This window comes from Methylorubrum sp. SL192 (assembly GCF_026672325.1).
GTDB classification, from domain to species: domain Bacteria; phylum Pseudomonadota; class Alphaproteobacteria; order Rhizobiales; family Beijerinckiaceae; genus Methylobacterium; species Methylobacterium extorquens.
Genome location: NZ_JAPPQV010000003.1, coordinates 894,108 through 910,515 on the forward strand (window position 1 = coordinate 894,108; position 16,408 = coordinate 910,515).

General features: G+C 69.6%; 15 protein-coding genes. 12 read left to right on the forward strand and 3 right to left on the reverse strand.

Going from position 1 to position 16,408, the window contains the following annotated elements:
• Window positions 1-234 precede the first annotated feature (234 nt).
• The 11 genes from OVA30_RS04895 to OVA30_RS04945 all read left to right on the forward strand — a co-directional run bounded on the left by OVA30_RS04895 (window position 235) and on the right by OVA30_RS04945 (window position 13,204).
• The gene (locus OVA30_RS04895; protein WP_268174766.1) at window positions 235-1,230 is read left to right on the forward strand and encodes a hypothetical protein; all 996 of its coding nucleotides are present in this window, start codon (window positions 235-237) and stop codon (window positions 1,228-1,230) included.
• Window positions 1,231-1,255: 25 nt separating this feature from the next.
• Window positions 1,256-2,620, forward strand: a complete 1,365-nt coding sequence (locus OVA30_RS04900; RefSeq protein ID WP_268174767.1) for an 8-oxoguanine deaminase — start codon at window positions 1,256-1,258, stop codon at window positions 2,618-2,620.
• Entirely contained in the window at window positions 2,620-4,224 is a 1,605-nt protein-coding gene (locus tag OVA30_RS04905) for an ABC transporter ATP-binding protein (protein WP_268174768.1), read from the forward strand. Before OVA30_RS04900 ends, OVA30_RS04905 begins: the two co-directional genes overlap by 1 nt.
• 63 nt (window positions 4,225-4,287) lie before the next feature.
• Complete coding sequence (locus tag OVA30_RS04910) at window positions 4,288-5,379, forward strand: ABC transporter permease (RefSeq protein ID WP_268174769.1); 1,092 nt, start codon at window positions 4,288-4,290, stop codon at window positions 5,377-5,379.
• Window positions 5,376-6,302 (forward strand): ABC transporter permease, encoded by a 927-nt coding sequence (locus OVA30_RS04915; protein WP_015950591.1) that lies wholly within the window; start codon window positions 5,376-5,378, stop codon window positions 6,300-6,302. The genes OVA30_RS04910 and OVA30_RS04915 overlap by 4 nt, the downstream gene beginning before the upstream one ends.
• A gap of 198 nt (window positions 6,303-6,500) precedes the next feature.
• Complete coding sequence (locus OVA30_RS04920) at window positions 6,501-7,607, forward strand: BMP family ABC transporter substrate-binding protein (RefSeq protein ID WP_003606733.1); 1,107 nt, start codon at window positions 6,501-6,503, stop codon at window positions 7,605-7,607.
• Window positions 7,608-7,780: 173 nt separating this feature from the next.
• A complete protein-coding gene (locus OVA30_RS04925) occupies window positions 7,781-8,938 on the forward strand; it encodes an ABC transporter permease (RefSeq protein WP_056155535.1) in 1,158 nt (385 codons plus the stop codon).
• Window positions 8,939-8,960: 22 nt separating this feature from the next.
• Window positions 8,961-9,881 carry an ABC transporter permease gene (locus OVA30_RS04930; protein ID WP_268174770.1) on the forward strand — a complete coding sequence of 307 codons (921 nt, stop codon included), beginning with the start codon at window positions 8,961-8,963 and terminating at the stop codon, window positions 9,879-9,881.
• A 9-nt stretch (window positions 9,882-9,890) separates the two neighbouring features.
• Window positions 9,891-10,919: a formamidase gene (locus OVA30_RS04935; protein WP_268174771.1), complete on the forward strand. Its 1,029-nt coding sequence runs from the start codon at window positions 9,891-9,893 to the stop codon at window positions 10,917-10,919.
• Window positions 10,916-11,635: a biuret amidohydrolase gene (biuH, locus tag OVA30_RS04940; protein WP_268174772.1), complete on the forward strand. Its 720-nt coding sequence runs from the start codon at window positions 10,916-10,918 to the stop codon at window positions 11,633-11,635. Before OVA30_RS04935 ends, biuH begins: the two co-directional genes overlap by 4 nt.
• A 6-nt stretch (window positions 11,636-11,641) precedes the next feature.
• Window positions 11,642-13,204 (forward strand): ABC transporter ATP-binding protein, encoded by a 1,563-nt coding sequence (locus OVA30_RS04945; protein WP_268174773.1) that lies wholly within the window; start codon window positions 11,642-11,644, stop codon window positions 13,202-13,204.
• Between the two features lie 287 nt (window positions 13,205-13,491).
• On the opposite strand, the gene OVA30_RS04950 is transcribed toward OVA30_RS04945, so the two are convergent.
• Window positions 13,492-14,304 carry a sulfite exporter TauE/SafE family protein gene (locus OVA30_RS04950; RefSeq protein ID WP_268174774.1) on the reverse strand — a complete coding sequence of 271 codons (813 nt, stop codon included), beginning with the start codon at window positions 14,302-14,304 and terminating at the stop codon, window positions 13,492-13,494.
• A gap of 334 nt (window positions 14,305-14,638) precedes the next feature.
• Between OVA30_RS04950 and OVA30_RS04955 the strand changes: the two genes are divergently transcribed.
• Entirely contained in the window at window positions 14,639-15,712 is a 1,074-nt protein-coding gene (locus OVA30_RS04955) for a BMP family ABC transporter substrate-binding protein (protein ID WP_015822280.1), read from the forward strand.
• Window positions 15,713-15,788: 76 nt separating this feature from the next.
• Here the strand turns inward: OVA30_RS04955 and OVA30_RS04960 are convergent, their stop codons facing one another.
• A complete protein-coding gene (locus tag OVA30_RS04960) occupies window positions 15,789-16,070 on the reverse strand; it encodes a hypothetical protein (RefSeq protein WP_268174775.1) in 282 nt (93 codons plus the stop codon).
• 71 nt (window positions 16,071-16,141) lie between these two features.
• Window positions 16,142-16,348: a hypothetical protein gene (locus OVA30_RS04965; RefSeq protein ID WP_015822282.1), complete on the reverse strand. Its 207-nt coding sequence runs from the start codon at window positions 16,346-16,348 to the stop codon at window positions 16,142-16,144.
• Window positions 16,349-16,408 lie beyond the last annotated feature (60 nt).

A 16,408-nucleotide genomic window follows, 5' to 3' on the forward strand; every position in this document is an offset into this window, starting at 1 on the left:
GGAGAAGGTTCTACGGATTGCCCCGGCGCGATGACGGCTCGTCCTCCAACTCCCACCGGTTCTAAGAGGCGTCCTGATCCGGCCATACACTGGCGACCCAGCCCGGCACCGCCGAGAATGTGTTGCGGATTTGTGACTTATGCTGCCGCATAGGCGCTGAGGGCTCCGGCTTGTTTTGTGTTGGCACCCCCGTTGCTGCCGCCCGACCACACGGATGGTCGGGGAGAACGAAGAATGTCGGTTCGGGGACTTGCGGCGGTGGCGCTGTCGCTCTTCACGGTGGGTACGGCGGTCGCGGCGGATCTCGGGGAGAAGCGGGCCCCCGAAACGGTGGCCGCGAAGGAAGTGCCGTTCTTCCTCTTCGCGGACACGCAGATCAGCTATCGCTACCAGTTCCCGACCGTCACGCCCGGCATCCAGATCCAGCGGCCGGACGGCAGCTTCCGCTCGCGCGAGGCGCCCAAGCACATCCTCAACATCTCGCACGCGGATGCCTGGGCCTACGGCACGAACTTCTTCACCCTCGACATCCTGCAATCGGGTTCTCAGTTTCCGGCCGGTACGACCAACACGCCCGGCGGCATCCCGACCTTCGCCGATTACGGCAACACCGAAGCCTACGGCCTCTACCGCGGCACGCTGAGCCTGAACGCCCTGACCGGCACCAAGGCCTTCATGGTCCCGGGCATCGTCAAGGAGGTCTCGCTCTCCTACGGCTTCGACGCCAACTCGCAGAACGACGCCTTCGGCTCGAAGAAGCGCGACGTCGTCGGCGGCCTGAACTTCGCCTTCGACGTGCCGGCCGGCTTCCTGAACCTGTCGGTCCACGCCTACAAGGAATGGAACCGCAACGGCTTCAACACCCAGCCCGACCGCGACCAGAGCTTCAACACGGTCCCCGAATTCGAGATCGTCTACAGCCTGCCGCTGACCTTCACCGGTCTGCCGCTGACGCTGGCCGGCTTCAACAACATCGTCCTGCCCAAGGGCCGCGGCATCAGCAACAACCCCGCCGCCTTCGCGTTCAACCCGCCGCGCGGGCTGGAATTCCTGTCGCGCACCAATCTCGTGCTCGATCTCGGCAAGCTCGCCTACGATCAGCCCAACAAGGTCGATGTCTTCATCGGCTTCCAGTACTGGCTGAACAAGTTCGGCAATCAGGAGACCGCGACCTTCAAGGGCACCGAGGAGAAGAGCTTCCTCGCCGGCGTCGCCTTCCACATCTTCTGATCCCCGACAGGAAACGCGAAGCCGGATGATGGAATCGAGCACCCGCCCCCGCCGTCTCTGGCTCCGCGATCCGTTGGCGATCCTCGCCGACGGGGCCGGCGGCGGGCTCGTGGTGGAGGGCACCCGCATCGCCGAAGTGGTGGCCGCGGGCGCCCGGCCCGCGAGCCCGGTGGATGAGACGTTCGACGCCTCGCGCCACGTCGTCATCCCCGGCCTCGTCAACACGCATCACCACTTCTTCCAGACGCTCACCCGCGCGCACCCGATCGCGATCAACAAGCCGCTCTTTCCCTGGCTCAAGGCGCTCTCGACCATCTGGCCGCGGCTGACGCCGGAGGCGTTCCGGCTGGCGACGCGGCTCGCCTATACGGAGCTGCTGCTGTCGGGCTGCACCACGGCGGGCGACCACCATTACCTGTTCCCGAGAGGACTTGAGGCCGCCGTCGATATCCAGGTCGAGGAGGCGCGCTCCCTCGGTATCCGCGCCTTCGTCACTCGCGGCTCGATGAGCCTGTCGGAGAAGGATGGCGGCCTGCCGCCCGAGACGCTGGTGCAGGACGACGACACCATCCTGGCCGACAGCGAGCGGGTGCTGCGCCTGTTCCACGATCCCGAACCCGGCGCGATGGTGCAGATCGGGCTGGCTCCGTGCTCGCCGTTCAACGTCACCAAGCGGCTGATGCGCGAGAGCGCCGCGCTGGCCGAGCGCCACGATTGCCGCCTGCACACCCATCTCGGCGAGACGCTCGACGAGAACGCCTTCTGCCTGGAGGCGTTCGGCCAGCGCCCGGTCGATTACCTCGAAGAGGTCGGCTGGATGGGGCCGCGGGCCTGGCTCGCCCACGGCATCCACTTCAACGACGATGAAGTGAAGCGCCTCGGTGCCGCCGGCGTCGGGGTGTGCCATTGCCCGGCCTCGAACATGGTGCTGGCCTCGGGCCAGTGCCGGACCTGCGAGCTGGAGGCGGCGGGTTCCCCCGTCGGCCTCGGCGTCGACGGCTCGGCCTCGAGCGACAGCTCGAACCTGATGGAGGGCGTGCGCCACGCCCTGATGATCAACCGCCTGACTTACGGCGCGGAAGCCGTGACCCATCTCGACGCCCTGCGCTGGGCGACGGAGGGCTCGGCCGCCTGCCTCGGGCGCAAGGACATCGGCCGGATCGAGCCCGGCCGCGAGGCGGATCTGGCCTTGTTCACCCTCGACGAACTCCGCTTCTCCGGCGCCCACGACCCGCTCGCGGCGCTCGTGCTGTGCGGCGCCCACCGGGCGGACCGGGTGATGGTGGCGGGCATGTGGCGGGTGATCGACGGGGAGCCCGTCGGCATCGAGACCGGGCGCCTGCGCGAGGAGCACGGCCGGCTGGCCCGCACCCTGTTCGGAACGGCGTGATGGCGGCTGCCTCCGCTGCGCTGAGCCCAAGGGAAGGCCCGACCCCGCTCTTCGGGGCCTACGGCATCGTCAAGCGCTTCGGCGCCTTCACCGCCAACGATCAGGTCGATCTGGAGATCCGCGCCGGCGAGATCCACGCCCTGCTCGGGGAGAACGGCGCCGGCAAATCGACCCTGATGAAGATCCTCTACGGCCTCCTGGAGCCGAGCGAGGGCGTCGTCACGCATCAGGGCGACATCGTGCGGCTGGCGAACCCCGAGGCCGCGCGGGCGCTCGGCATCGGCATGGTGTTCCAGCACTTCTCGCTGTGCGAGAACCTGACGGTCGCCGAAAACATCGCCCTCGTCATGCCCGCCGGGCTCACGGGCCGGGCGCTGGCGGAGCGGATCGCCCGGCTCGGAGCGGATTACGGCCTGCATCTCGATCCCGCGCGGCCGGTCTGGTCGCTCTCGGCGGGCGAGCGCCAGCGCATCGAGATCGTGCGCTGCCTGCTCCAGAACCCGAAGCTCGTGATCCTCGACGAGCCGACCTCGGTGCTGACGCCGGGCGAGGCGGAGGTGCTGTTCTCGGTGCTGGAACGCCTGCGCGATGAGGGCCGCGCCGTGCTCTACATCTCCCACCGGCTCGACGAGGTGCGCCGCCTCTGCACCCGGGCCACGATCCTGCGGGGCGGCCGGGTCGTCGGCAGCTGCAATCCGCAGGCGGAGACCGCCCGCTCGCTCGCCGCGATGATGGTCGGCACGGGGGTGAGCGAGGTGCGGCCGAAGGCGGCCCGCGCGGGCCGCGCCGAGCGCCTCGTGCTCGACCGCCTGTCGCGGCCCGCGCCCGGCCTGCACGGGACGCCGCTGCGGGACATCGCGCTCTCCGTTGCGGGCGGGGAGATCCTCGGCATCGCCGGCATTGCGGGCAATGGGCAGGCGGAGCTGTTCGACGTCCTCTCCGGCGAGAGCCGGGCCCCGGCGGCCGGGGCGGTGCGCCTCGACGGCCGGGCGGTGGGCCAGCTCGGCATCAATGCCCGGCGCCGGCTCGGGGCCGCCTTCGTGCCCGAGGAGCGCAACGGCCACGCCGCCGTCCCATCCATGACCCTGTCGGAGAATGCGCTGCTCTCCCGCCACGCCACCGCGCCGCTCACTTGGCTGGGCCTGCTGCGGCTCGGCTCGGCGCGGACGCTCGCCCGTCGGGTGATCGACGCCTTCGACGTGCGCGGGGCGGGCCCGGACCCGGCGGCCGGCACGCTCTCGGGCGGCAACCTGCAGAAATTCGTGGTCGGCCGCGAGATCCTGGCCGAGCCGGGCATCCTCGTCATCAACCAGCCGACCTGGGGCGTCGATGCCGCCGCCGCCGCCCATATCCGGCAGGCCGTACTCGATCTCGCCGGCCGCGGTGCCGCGGTGGTGGTGATCAGCCAGGATCTCGACGAGCTGTTCGAGATCGCCGATTCCATCGCCGTCCTGCATGCCGGCGCGCTCTCGCCGCCCGTCCCGACCGCTGCGACCAGCCGCGCGGCCCTGGGGCTGCTGATGGGCGGGGCCGGGGAGCCGGAGCCGCAGACGGGCGAGCCTCCGGCGGCGCCTGCGATCCGAACCGCCGCGCCGGTCCATTGAGCCCCCGCCGGACCCGATCCCCCACGCGTGCGAGAGGTGAGCCAGGAATGAACGGGATGCGCGATGCGCCTTGATCTCCTCCCCCGCGCGCGCCGGTCACCCTGGCTCGACCTGCTCGCGCCCGCGCTCGCCTTTCTCGCCGCGGTCCTGATCGGCGGGATCGCGGTGGCGGCCCTCGGCGTGGCGCCGGAACAGGCCTTCCTCACCTACTTCGTCGCGCCCTTGAGCGAGGTCTGGTCGCTGCAGGAGGTCGCGCTGAAGGCCGCGCCGCTCGCCCTGATCGCGACCGGTCTCGCCTTCTGCTACCGCGCCAACCTGTGGAACATCGGGGCGGAGGGCCAGTACGTGGCCGGCGGCCTCGCGGGCGGCTGGGTCGCCGTCGCCGCGCACGGTTTCCAGGGGCCCACCTTGTGGGTCCTGCCCGCGATGCTGCTCGCCGGGGTGCTCGCCGGCATCGCCTACGCGATGATCCCGGCGCTGCTGCGGGTCAGGCTCGGCGTCTCGGAGATCCTGACCAGCCTGATGCTCGTCTACGTCGCGCAATTGCTGCTCGACTACATGGTGCGCGGCCCCTTGCGCGATCCGCAGGGCTACAACTTCCCGCAGAGCGTCGGCTTCGAGGATGCCGCGCGGCTGCCCCTGCTGATGGAGGGCGAGTCGCTCCATGCGGGCGTGCTCATCAGCCTTCTGGGAATCGTGCTCGCGGCTCTCGTCCTGGCGCGCACCCTGTTCGGCTTCGAGGTGCGCGCCGTTGGCGCCAGCCCGCGGGCGGCGCGCTTTGCCGGCTTCTCGGACGCGCGGCTGACGCTCTCGGTCTTCGCGATCTCCGGCGGCGCGGCGGGTCTTTCCGGCATCTGCGAGGTGGCCGGGCGGATCGGCCAGCTCCAGCCGGAGATCTCTCCCGGTTACGGCTTCACCGCGATCATCGTCGCCTTTCTCGGGCGCCTCAGCCCGCCCGGCATCCTGCTTGCGGCGCTCGTCATCGCGCTCACGACGATCGGCGGGGAGGGGGCGCAGATCGACCTGAAGCTGCCGCTCGACCTGACCCGCGCCTTCCAAGGATTGCTGCTCGGCCTCGTGCTCGGGGCCGACGTGCTCACGCGCTACCACGTTCGGATCGTGCCGGGTGGCGCGAGCACACGGGTGACACCATGAGCCTCGACATCGTCCAGATGGTGCTCGTCACGGTGCTGGCGGCGGCTACCCCGTTGATCCTGGCCGCCGTCGGCGAACTCGTCGTGGAGCGCGCCGGCGTGCTCAATCTCGGCGTCGAGGGCATGATGGTGTTCGGCGCGGCCGCCGGCTTCGCCGTCGCCACCGAGACTGGATCGACCGCCCTCGGCGCCCTCGGCGGGGCCGGGGCGGGCCTGCTGCTCGCCGCGCTCTTCGGCATTCTCACCGTGGGGCTGGCGGCCAATCAAGTCGCCTCGGGACTGGCGCTGACCATCCTCGGACTGGGGCTCTCCGGCCTCGTCGGCGCCGGCTATGTCGGGATGAAGCGCGATCCGGCGCCTCATCTCCACCTGCCCGGCCTCACCGACCTCCCCGGGATCGGGCGGCTGCTCTTCGGACACGATGCCTTCGTCTACGCGGCGCTCCTCCTCGTCGCGGGGGTATGGTGGTTCCTCTGGCGCACCCGCGCCGGACTGACCCTGCGCGCCATCGGCGACGATCACACCGCGACCCACGCCCTCGGGCTCAAGGTGCGCAAGGTCCGCTTCCTCGCCGTGCTGTTCGGTGGCGCCTGCGCCGGGCTCGCGGGCGCTTACCTGTCGCTGGCCTACACGCCGTTCTGGGCGCCGGCGATGACCGCGGGACGGGGCTGGATCGCGCTCGCGCTCGTGGTCTTCGCCTCCTGGCAGCCGCTGCGGGTGGCCGCGGGCGCGCTGCTCTTCGGCGGGGCGACCGTGCTCCAGCTCCACGCCCAGGCCGCGGGCCTCGGCCTGCCCGGCCAGTTGCTCTCGGCGGCCCCCTACCTCGCCACCATCCTGGCCCTCGTCCTGCTGTCGCTCGGCCGGCGCCGCGGCGGCTCGCTGGCACCGGCGGCGCTCGGCCGCGTCTTCGCTCCGAGCCGTTGAGGAGTGGTGCCCCGCGGGATCGATGGCGCGAAAGCATGCATATGCGGACGTCTTTTTGGGCGCATCATCCGATTCGATAGGGTTTTCCCTGACGGTTGATCCGCATTCTGATGCCGAAACTTTGATCTTTTCTCTGCACGGAACAGGATCAATTCTGCCAAGCCTGTGCCGCCGGCCCGGAAAGACGGATCACGCCTCGTGTCAGCCCATCCTTTCTCCCGCAGACATCTTCTCGGCGGTGCGGCCGCCCTCTCGCTCGGCGCGCTGCCCTTCGGCCGCGCCCGGGCCGCCGGCCCGCTCACCGTCGGGTTCATCTATGTCGGGCCGAAGGACGATTACGGCTACAACCAAGCCCACGCTCAGGGCGCCGCCGCCCTTAAGGCGATCCCCGGCCTTCAGGTCGTCGAGGAGGAGAACGTCCGCGAGACCACCGACGTCCAGAAGACCATGGAGAGCATGATCAACCTGGACGGCGCGAGCCTCGTCTTCCCGACGTCCTTCGGCTACTTCGATCCGCACGTGCTGATCGAGGCCAAGAAGAACCCGAAGGTGCAGTTCCGCCATTGCGGCGGCCTCTGGACCGAGGCGAACCCGAAGAACGCCGGCTCGTATTTCGGCTACATCGCCCAAGGGCAGTACCTGAACGGCATCGTCGCCGCCCACGCCTCGAAGTCGAAGCGGCTCGGCTTCGTCGCCGCCAAGCCGGTCCCCCAGGTGCTCAACAACGTCAACGGCTTCCTGCTCGGCGCGCGCAGCGTCGATCCGTCCATCACCCTGCAGGTGATCTTCACCGGCGAGTGGTCGCTCGCGGTCAAGGAAGCGGAGGCGACCAACGCGCTGATCGACGGCGGGGCCGACGTGATCACCTGCCACGTCGATGGTCCCAAGGTCGTGGTTGAGACCGCCGCGCGGCGCGGGGCCTTCGTCTGCGGCTACCACGCCGACCAGTCGGCGCTCGCCAAGGACAAGTACCTCACCGGCGCCGAGTGGAACTGGGCCTCGATCTACAAGGGCTTCGTCGCCGACATGCAGGCGGGCAAGGCGCCCCCGAACTTCGTGCGCGGCGGGTTGCCGGACGGCTTCGTGAAGATGAGCCCCTACGGGCCCGCAGTGTCCGAGGAAGCACGCCGCAACGCCGACGCGGTCAAGGCCGAAATGATGAAGGGCGGCTTCGCCATCATCAAGGGGCCGCTCAAGGACAACAAGGGCAACGAGATCGCCGGCCCCGGCAAGGCGTTCGCCGAGAACGCGATCGAGCTGGAGAAGACCAACTACCTCGTCGAGGGTGTGAAGGGCTCGGCCTGATGCGGCCTCCGCCATCCCGCCGGATGCAAGCGGATCCCGGGCTCCCCCCGAGAACGGCTCCCGCGCACCATCCGTCCTGCCGTCGCGCGGCGCGGGCGGGCCTGCGCTTCGGTGTAGGGCGGTGAGGGCCGGCTTGGCACGGTTTCTGCCGCTCTGCGGGCGAGGAGTGAGCGATGGCCGCTGACACCACCGCCCCCGCGCTGCCGCTCGTCGAGAGCACCGTGAGCGGCCCGGACCATCCGCCGGCCTCGCTCCAGGCTCGGGCCTGGCTCGCGCGCCGGGCCGAGGCCCTGGCGATCCCGGTGGGAGCGGTCATCGCCGGCTTCCTGCTGTTCTCCCTCTTCCTGCTCGCCCTCGGAAAGAGCCCGCTCGCCTTCCTCGACCTCGTCTGGCGCGGCGGCTTCGGCTCGCCCTTCGCCCTCCAGAACAGCCTGCAGCGCGCCGCGCCCCTGCTCCTCGCCGCGCTCTGCGTCGCGCTGCCCGCCCGGCTCGGCCTCGTGGTGATCGGCGGCGAGGGCGCGATCGTGCTCGGAGGCGTGGCCGCGGCGGCCGCGGCGCAGCCGCTTCAGGGCTTTCCCCCGATGCTCGCGGTGCCGCTGATGGCGCTCGCCGCGGCAGGGGCCGGGGCGGCCTGGATCGGCGCCGTCGGCGCGCTGCGCGCCTATCGCGGCGTCAACGAGACCATCGCCAGCCTGCTGATGTCCTACATCGCCATCGCGCTCTCGAACCACCTGATCGAGGGCCTGCTGCGCGACGCGGGCAGCCTCAACAAGCCCTCCACCTGGCCGATCGGCGAGGCGTTCGCGGTCGGCCCCATGCCGGGCCTGGAGGTTCACTGGGGCCTCGGCATCGGCATTCTCGCCTGCCTGGCCGCCTACGGGCTCACCGAGCGCACCACGATCGGCTTCGCCGCGCGCATCGCGGGCGGCAACGTGCGGGCCGCGCAGATCCAGGGCTTGCCGGTCGGGCGGCTCGTCGTCGGCTTCACCGCGCTCGGCGGTGCCTGTGCGGCGCTGGCCGGCTTCTTCGAGGTCGCGGCGGTGCACGGCAACGCCAACGCCTCGCTCAATGCGGGCTTCGGCTATACCGGCATCCTCGTCGCCTTCCTCGCCCGCCACAATCCCCTCGCGATCCTGCCGGTAGCCTTCCTGCTCGGCGGCATTGAGGCCTCGAACGGGCTGATCCAGCGCCGGATGCAGCTGCCCGATGCCACGGTGCTCGTGCTCGAAGGGCTGCTCTTCCTCGTCGTGCTCGTCAGCGAGACGCTCTACGGGCGCTTCAAACTGTTCAGCCCGCATCTCTGGGCCGAGAAGCGCGGAGCGGTGTCGTGAGAGCCGGTAGGGGGCCGACGGAATGAGCGACGATCTCGGCCTGGGGACCGTGTTGCTCGCCGTGGTCGGCGGCGCGATCCGCGTCTCGACGCCGTTCCTGTTCGTCAGCCTCGGCGAGACCATCACCGAGCGCTCGGGACGCATCAATCTCGGGCTGGAGGGCATCCTCGTCTTCGGGGCGATGTCGGCCTACGCCACCGCCGTGCTGACGAGCAGTCCCTGGGCGGGCGTCGCGGTCGCGGGACTCGCGGGCGGCGCCTTCGGCCTGCTGCACGGCTTCATCTGCCGCTTCCCCCGCGTCAACGACGTGGCGATCGGCATCGCGCTGATGCTGTTCGGCTCAGGCCTCGCCTTCTTCCTCGGAAAGCCCTTCATCCAGCCCTCGGCCCCGCCGCTGCCGGCGATTCCCTTCGGCTTCTGGTCCGACCTGCCGCAGGTCCAGGCGGCGTTGCGCGTCAACGTGCTGTTCCTGGCCGGCGCGGCGCTGGCGGTGTTCCTGTGGTGGGCGTTCCGCAACACCAAGGCCGGCCTGATCCTGCGCGTCGTCGGCGACAGCGCGGATGCGGCGCGCGCCATGGGCTACGACGTCGACCGCGTGCGGCTCCTGGCGACCGCCGCGGGCGGCGTGCTCGCCGGGATCGGCGGCGCCTATCTCTCGCTCTATTATCCCGGCTCCTGGAACGAGGGCATCTCGTCCGGGCAGGGTCTGATGGCGGTGGCGCTGGTGATCTTCGCCCGCTGGAACCCGCTCGCCTGCTTCGGCGCCGCCCTGATGTTCGGGGGCGCCGGCGCGCTCGGGCCCGCCCTGCAATCGGTCGGCATCTCACAGGGCTACTACCTGTTCTACGCCGCTCCCTACATCCTCACCCTGGCGCTCCTGATCGCCACCTCCTCGCCCGACCGGGCGCTGGCCGGCGCGCCGGGCGAGCTGTCCCTGAAGTAAGGAATCCCCATGAACGGTCTCGGCGGACTGAACAAATCCCCGAACGGCGTCGTGCTCGGCCTCGTGCAGCTCCAGCTTCCGAACGTGGCCACCAGGGCCGACCTCAAGGCACAGACCGACCGCATCGTCGCGATGGTTGCCAAGGCGCGCGCCAACCTCGCGACGATGGATCTCGTCGTCTTCCCCGAATACGCCCTGCACGGCCTGTCGATGGACACCCGACCGGAGATCCTGTGCACCCTCGACGGTCCCGAGGTCGCGGCCTTCAAACAGGCCTGCCGCGACAACCGGATCTGGGGCTGCTTCTCGATCATGGAGGCCAACCCGAACGGCAATCCGTTCAATTCCGGCCTCATCATCGACGACACCGGCGAACTCAAGCTCTACTATCGCAAGATGCACCCCTGGGTGCCGGTCGAGCCCTGGGAGCCCGGCGATCTCGGCATCCCGGTGATCGAGGGGCCGAAGGGCGCCAAGATCGGCCTCATCATCTGCCACGACGGCATGTTCCCCGAGATGGCGCGCGAATGCGCCTACAAGGGCGCCGAGATCATGATCCGCACGGCCGGCTACACCGCGCCGATCCGCGAATCCTGGCGCTTCACCAACCAGTCGAACGCCTTCTGCAACCTGATGGTGACCGCCAATGTCTGTATGTGCGGCTCGGACGGCAGCTTCGACTCCATGGGCGAAGGCATGATCGTCAACTTCGACGGCACCGTCATCGCCCACGGAACCACGGGTCGCGTCGACGAGATCATCACCGCCGAGGTGCGTCCGGACCTCGTCCGCGAGGCGCGGGCGCATTGGGGCGTCGAGAACAACATCTACCAGCTCGGCCACCGCGGCTACACGGCGGTGAAGGGCGGCGCGGGCGACTGCCCCTACACCTACATGCACGACCTCGCCGCCGGCCGTTACCGCGTGCCGTGGGAGGAGACGGTGAAGGTGACCGACGGCACCACGTGCGGCTTCCCGGCGCCGACCCGCGCCTACGGCGAGGGCCAGACGACGGCGGCGCGGGAGGCGGCGGAATGAGCGTCATCCCCTTCCCCTCCGCCGCTGCAGCCGAAAGCGGACGCTTCGTCGCTGCCGAGCCCTACCCTTGGCCCTATGACGGTTCGCTCAATCCGAAGACCACGGCGCTCGTCATCATCGACATGCAGACCGATTTCTGCGGCAAGGGCGGCTACGTCGACGCCATGGGCTACGACCTCGCCCTGACCCGCGCGCCGATCGAGCCGATCGCACGGCTTCTCGCCGCCGCGCGGAAGAGCGGCTACCCCGTCATCCACACCCGCGAGGGCCATCGGCCGGATCTCGCGGATCTTCCCGATAACAAGCGCTGGCGCTCGCGCCGGATCGGAGCGGGGATCGGCGATCCCGGCCCCTGCGGGCGGGTGCTGGTGCGCGGCGAGCCGGGCTGGGAGATCATCCCGGAACTGGCGCCACTGCCGGACGAGCCGGTGATCGACAAGCCGGGCAAGGGCTCGTTCTGCGCCACCGATCTCGAACTGATCCTGGCCACGCGCGGCATCCGCAACCTGATCCTGACCGGCATCACCACGGATGTCTGCGTTCACACCACCATGCGCGAAGCCAACGACCGCGGCTTCGAATGCGTGATCGTCTCCGACGGCACCGCCGCCACAGACCCCGGCAACCACGAGGCGGCGCTGAAGATGGTGACGATGCAAGGCGGCGTGTTCGGCGCGGTGGCCTCGTCCGAGGCGATCCTGGCGGCGATGGGCTGAGGCGCCATGGCGGCTTCCGCGCACCCCGTCCCGTCCGGCGCCCGCTCCGGCGCCCTTGCGGTCGAGACCGTCGGCATGACGAAGCGCTTCGGCGGCTTCACCGCCCTCGACGACGTCTCGATGAAGATCGAGGCCGGCGGCTTCCATGCCCTGCTCGGCGAGAACGGGGCGGGCAAGTCGACCTTCGTCAAATGCGTGATGGGCTTCTACGCCCCCACCGCCGGCTCGGTCCTCGTCGATGGCCGCGAGGCCGAGATCACCGGGCCGAAGGGTGCGCAAGGGCGCGGCCTCGGCATGGTCTACCAGCATTTCACCCTGGTGCCCTCGCTGACCGGCGCCGAGAACCTCGTCATCGGCCGGGCCGACGCCCCCGCCATCCTCGATTGGAAGGCCGAGCGCGCGGCCTTGGCCGACTTCATGGCGCGGATGCCGTTCCGGCTGAACCTCGACCGGCCGGTGGCGGAACTCGCGGCCGGCGAGCGGCAGAAGCTTGAGATCGTCAAGCAGCTCTACCTCAAGGCCCGGTTCCTGATCCTCGACGAGCCGACTTCCGTGCTGACGCCGGCCGAGGCCGAGGAGGTGCTGGGCCTGCTGCGCGGCATGGCCGATGCGGGCACGCTCACGGTGCTGATGATCAGCCACAAGTTCCGCGAGGTCGAAGCCTTCGCCCGCACGCTCAGCGTCCTACGCCGCGGCCGGCTCGTCGGCGGCGGCGCGGTCGGCGCGCTGTCGCGGGACGACATGGCGGCGATGATGGTGGGCGAGCGCACCGTGCGGACGATCGCCGCACGGGTCGGCGAGCCCGACCCGGCCCGCGAGATCCTGCGGGTGGACGGCCTGACCGCCACCGACGTCTCCGGCCTGCGGCGGATCGATGTCGCGGATCTGCGCGTGCGGGCCCACGAGATCGTCGGCATCGCCGGCGTCTCCGGCAACGGGCAGAAGGAGCTCGCCGACGTGCTCGGCGGCCAGATCCGCGCGACCGGCGGGCGCGTCGCGGTCCAAGGCGAGCCCTATCGCGGCACGCGGGCGCAGAGCCGCCGGCACCGGGTGCGCTTCATCCCTGAGGAGCCCCTGCGCAACGCCTGCGCGCCGCGGATGTCGGTGGCCGAAAACCTCGCCTTCCGCGCCTTCGACCGGCGCGGCGACGATCCCGCCGGTGCCCCGACCCTCTGGCTCGACCGGCGCGCCATGAGCCGGCGGGCGAAGGATTTGATCGCCCGCTTCAAGGTCAAGACCGCCTCCTCGGAGGCGCCGATCGCCACGCTCTCGGGCGGCAACGTGCAGCGCGCCGTGCTCGCGCGCGAACTCACCGACCCGGTCGATCTCCTGATCGTCGTCAATCCCTGCTTCGGCCTCGATTTCGCGGCGGTCGCCGAGATCCGCTCCCGCATCGTGGCGGCGCGGAACGCCGGCGCCGCCGTGCTGCTGATCAGCGAGGATCTCGACGAGATTCTCGAACTGTCGGACCGCATCTGCGTGATGTCGGACGGACGCCTCGTCTACGAAACGCCGGCCGCCGCGGCGGAAGCCGGGGTGATCGGCCGCCACATGGCCGGGCATCATTAGGCTGGGGACGCCGTTAGGTTGGTTGGGTCAATCTCAACCATCTGACCGTGGACCGCGCTGCTTTCGACCCCGCGCGGAGCTTCGCGACCGCGGCTCGGAAGGTCCGCGACACGACAAGATGGGGACCTGAGTGCCGCGGCCCCGGCATCCGCAGGCCGGAATTGGCCTTTGGCAGCACATCACCAGCCGCGTCCGGCCGCACTCATTGCTCGGCGACCGCCAGTGACGTTCCCGATCCGGCCTACCCGCGATCCAAGGTCACCGACACGAAGCCCCGCACTCGTGGGTCAGAACGCCAGCCGCCGCAGAAGATCCAAGCCGACCAGGATGAGCAGCGCGGCATAGGTCCGTTGCAGCGTCGTCTCGCTGAACTTCTCGCCGACGGAGACGCCCCAGGGCGCGCTGATCATCACCGTCGGCATCATCACGACGAAGATGACGAGGTCCACGTAGCCGAGCGAATAGGAGGGCCGATCCGGGGCATGCCATCCGGAGAGGATGCCCCCGATCGTCGCGATGCTTCCGGTCACCAGTCCGGTGGCGGAGGCGATCGCGATCGCCTTTTCGAGAGCGAGCCCGCAGGTGCTCAGGATCGGCGTCGTCAGTGTGCCACCACTTGTTCCGGTCAAAGCCGCGACGAGCCCGACGAACGAAGCGATGCCGATCCTCTTGCTGCCCGACGGCGCCTCGCTTCTGGACGAAAAGCGTCCACGGCCGAACGCGATGTAGAAGCCGACCAAGAGGATATAGACCGCAAACAGGGTCTGCAGGATTTCAGTCGATCCATGCGGAAGCAAGATTGCCCCTAAGGCGACGCCGATGAAGAGGCCGATCACCCATGTCTTGTAAAACCCGACATCGAGGTTCCCGAGGGCATATTGCTTGCGGATCGCGGTAATCGCACTGGGTATGACCAGCGCCATGGATGTTGCCGATGCCACGTGCATCAGGACCGATTGTCCGATGCCGACCCAGGGAAGCAGATAAATGAAAATGGGCAGGCGCACGGTGCTGCCGCCGATGCCGAACAATCCGGATATGAAACCGGAGACTAAGCCAACGATCGCGAAGATGATGATGCGAAGGACGAGGTCATCCATGGTCCGATGCTCCGTGCGACCCGATCGGTAGGATCGAGCCGCGCTCGATTACGGCCTACCAAGCGCGGGCGTGCCTTCGCGTCAGCGATCGCCACAGGGGCCCGCTGCCCGGCAGTGCGGGATCAGCATGGCTTTGACGCCCGACCGGCGCATTGATCTCCATGCCCAAAGACCAGCCGAACCGCTGATGGTCATCGATGGGATGCGCCAGCATCCGCTCAGCGTCTCCCGCGCCCCCTCCTGGCCCTGGTCTTGCTCTGAAATTCCCCCGGGCGCCCATGCGCGGCGCCGGCAAGCCGCGGCGGACAACGCCGTCGAAAAGGGGCAGACACTCATGATGGGCAGCATCGTCACGCGCGTGGCCGGGGCACTTCTGTGCGCGGCCGTCGCGGCGGCTCCGGCGCGGGCGGCGGACAAGCTCAAGGTGGGCTTCGTCTATGTCGGCCCGGTCGCCGATTACGGCTATTCTTACCAGCACGACCTCAGCCGCAAGGCGCTGGCCGAGGCGCTGCCCGGCAAGGTCGAGACGACCTTCCTCGAAAACGTGCCCGAGGCCGACAGCGAGCGCTCGATCGAGAAGCTCGCCCGCTCGGGCGCCGGCCTGATCTTCACGACCTCCTTCGGCTTCATGGAGCCGACCCTGAAGGTCGCCAAGAAATTCCCCAAGGTGAAGTTCGCCCACGCCACCGGCTACAAGCGGGCCGACAACGTCTCCACCTACTCGGCCCGCTTCTACGAGGGCCGCTACATCTGCGGGAAGATTGCCGGCAAACTGTCGAAGTCGGGCACCGTCGGCTACATCGCCTCCTTCCCGATTCCCGAAGTCGTGAGCGGCATCAACGCCTTCATGCTCGGCGCGCAGTCGGTCAACCCGAACATCAAGATCAAGATCGTCTGGGTGAACACGTGGTTCGATCCCGGCAAGGAGGCGGAGGCCGCCAAGGCCTTGCTGGCCCAGGGCGCCGACATCCTGACCCAGCACACCGATTCCGCCGCGCCGCTGCAGGAGGCGGAGAAGGCCGGCAAGCTCGCCTTCGGCCAGTCCTCCGACCAGTACCGCTTCGCCCCGAAGGCGCAGCTCACCTCGATCGTCGACGATTGGAACGGCTACGTCATCGCCGAGACCAAGGCCGTTCTCGACGGCACGTGGAAGAGCGGGGACACCTGGGCCGGCATCAAGGACGGTATGGTCGTGCTGGCACCCTTCACCAACATGCCCGACGATGTGAAGGCGCTGGCCGAGGAGACCAAGAAGGGCATCGTCGAGGGCAAGATCCACCCGTTCCAGGGGCCGGTGCTCAAGCAGGACGGCTCGGTCGCGGTGAAGGAGGGCGAGCAGGCCCCCGACCCGATGATCCTCGGCATGAACTGGTACGTGAAGGGGATCGACGACCGGCTGACGCAGTAGAAGCAGGCGCGGAGGCCCTAAAAGAAGAGGCGCCGCCGGAGCGATCCGGCGGCGCCTCTTCGCGTTTCGATGCCGGTCAGGGCCGCGGCGAGTGCGTCCGATGGTGCTCCCCGGCCGGGGGCGGGGCCGTCTCGATCGGCACGCCGGTGCCGGGCGTCGCCGGGATCGCCTCGCCCGAGCGGATCGCCTCCTGCTCGTTCGAGAGGGCGGCGGCCCCTTCCGTGCCGCCCGGGGCGGTTGCCCCCGGCTGACCGGCTGGGGCGCCGGTCGATCCTTGGGCGAAGGCCGCACTGCCCAGGCCCACTCCCAGGCCCGCGAGGACGCCCAGGGCAAGCGTGGCTGTCGTGATGGTACGCATGGGACGAACTTTCCGGTTGCGGAGGAGGGGGCGCGCGATGTCGCCGGGTAACAGGAACCCCAGGAAGTGCCTTACCGATGACGCTTCCGGTGCGAACGGGCGGCCTTTCCGCGCCGCCCGCCCGGAGCTGTGACGCGCGATTGGCCGGCCGGCGGCGTCACCGTGCCCTGCGCACGGGCACCGGGCGCCGTGGCGATGCCGCTGCCGAGGCAGAAGGCTGCGACGAACCAAGCGAGGAGGGGTAGGCTGAGGCCGAAAAGGGCCCGTTTCACGCGCATTGTCGAGGCTCCCGCGGGGGCCGTCGCGGCCACCGTTTGCACTGATCGGCGTCAGCAAGG

Coding starts and splice junctions, on each gene's coding strand:
- OVA30_RS04895 (WP_268174766.1), top strand. CDS start 235: ATGTCGGTTCGGGGACTTGCGGCGGTGGCGCTGTCGCTCTTCACGGTG.
- OVA30_RS04900 (WP_268174767.1), top strand. CDS start 1,256: ATGATGGAATCGAGCACCCGCCCCCGCCGTCTCTGGCTCCGCGATCCG.
- OVA30_RS04905 (WP_268174768.1), top strand. CDS start 2,620: ATGGCGGCTGCCTCCGCTGCGCTGAGCCCAAGGGAAGGCCCGACCCCG.
- OVA30_RS04910 (WP_268174769.1), top strand. CDS start 4,288: ATGCGCCTTGATCTCCTCCCCCGCGCGCGCCGGTCACCCTGGCTCGAC.
- OVA30_RS04915 (WP_015950591.1), top strand. CDS start 5,376: ATGAGCCTCGACATCGTCCAGATGGTGCTCGTCACGGTGCTGGCGGCG.
- OVA30_RS04925 (WP_056155535.1), top strand. CDS start 7,781: ATGGCCGCTGACACCACCGCCCCCGCGCTGCCGCTCGTCGAGAGCACC.
- OVA30_RS04930 (WP_268174770.1), top strand. CDS start 8,961: ATGAGCGACGATCTCGGCCTGGGGACCGTGTTGCTCGCCGTGGTCGGC.
- OVA30_RS04935 (WP_268174771.1), top strand. CDS start 9,891: ATGAACGGTCTCGGCGGACTGAACAAATCCCCGAACGGCGTCGTGCTC.
- biuH (WP_268174772.1), top strand. CDS start 10,916: ATGAGCGTCATCCCCTTCCCCTCCGCCGCTGCAGCCGAAAGCGGACGC.
- OVA30_RS04945 (WP_268174773.1), top strand. CDS start 11,642: ATGGCGGCTTCCGCGCACCCCGTCCCGTCCGGCGCCCGCTCCGGCGCC.
- OVA30_RS04950 (WP_268174774.1), bottom strand. CDS start 14,304: ATGGATGACCTCGTCCTTCGCATCATCATCTTCGCGATCGTTGGCTTA.
- OVA30_RS04955 (WP_015822280.1), top strand. CDS start 14,639: ATGATGGGCAGCATCGTCACGCGCGTGGCCGGGGCACTTCTGTGCGCG.
- OVA30_RS04960 (WP_268174775.1), bottom strand. CDS start 16,070: ATGCGTACCATCACGACAGCCACGCTTGCCCTGGGCGTCCTCGCGGGC.
- OVA30_RS04965 (WP_015822282.1), bottom strand. CDS start 16,348: ATGCGCGTGAAACGGGCCCTTTTCGGCCTCAGCCTACCCCTCCTCGCT.